The organism is Pseudoalteromonas sp. TAE56, assembly GCF_000497955.1.
Classification (GTDB): Bacteria; Pseudomonadota; Gammaproteobacteria; order Enterobacterales; family Alteromonadaceae; genus Pseudoalteromonas.
On record NZ_AUTN01000115.1, the window covers coordinates 1 to 837 of the forward strand.

Genomic DNA, 837 nt, shown 5'->3' on the forward strand with positions numbered 1-837 from the left:
CTTTCCTCCTGACTGAAAGTGCTTTACAACCCGAAGGCCTTCTTCACACACGCGGCATGGCTGCATCAGGCTTGCGCCCATTGTGCAATATTCCCCACTGCTGCCTCCCGTAGGAGTCTGGGCCGTGTCTCAGTCCCAGTGTGGCTGATCATCCTCTCAAACCAGCTAGGGATCGTCGCCTTGGTGAGCCATTACCTCACCAACTAGCTAATCCCACTTGGGCCAATCTAAAGGCGAGAGCCGAAGCCCCCTTTGGTCCGTAGACATTATGCGGTATTAGCAGTCGTTTCCAACTGTTGTCCCCCACCTCAAGGCATGTTCCCAAGCATTACTCACCCGTCCGCCGCTCGTCAGCAAAGTAGCAAGCTACTTTCTGTTACCGCTCGACTTGCATGTGTTAGGCCTGCCGCCAGCGTTCAATCTGAGCCATGATCAAACTCTTCAATTAAAAAGTTTTATGTCTTTCGACAGCTCAATGAATTCTGAATTTATTTTAATATCTTTCGATATTGAATTGACTGTGCCGAATAATTACCTAAATAACTATTCTGTTGGTCACTCAGTTTTCAATTGAGACTCTAATTTGTTTGCCTCGCTACCTAAGTAGCTTGGCTGTTAGAACTCAATCTGTACGAGTGCCCACACAGATGATTGCTTTATATTGTTAAAGAACGTTTTGAGTCGCTTTAGCGCCTCAAGGGAGGCGAATAATACACCCTTTATTTTTCGAGTCAACACTTTGTTTTAAACTTTCCTTTTGGAAGATTTAAAACCGAAGTTTTATTTAACTCTCTGAGTTGTTCCTGCCTCGCTATGCGTTGGCGTTTCCCGTCTCAG

General features: G+C 46.0%; 1 rRNA gene. It reads right to left on the reverse strand.

From position 1 onward, the window contains the following. Positions 1-448, reverse strand: a 16S ribosomal RNA gene (locus tag L656_RS0113675); the annotation flags it as partial. Positions 449-837: the final 389 nt, after the last annotated feature.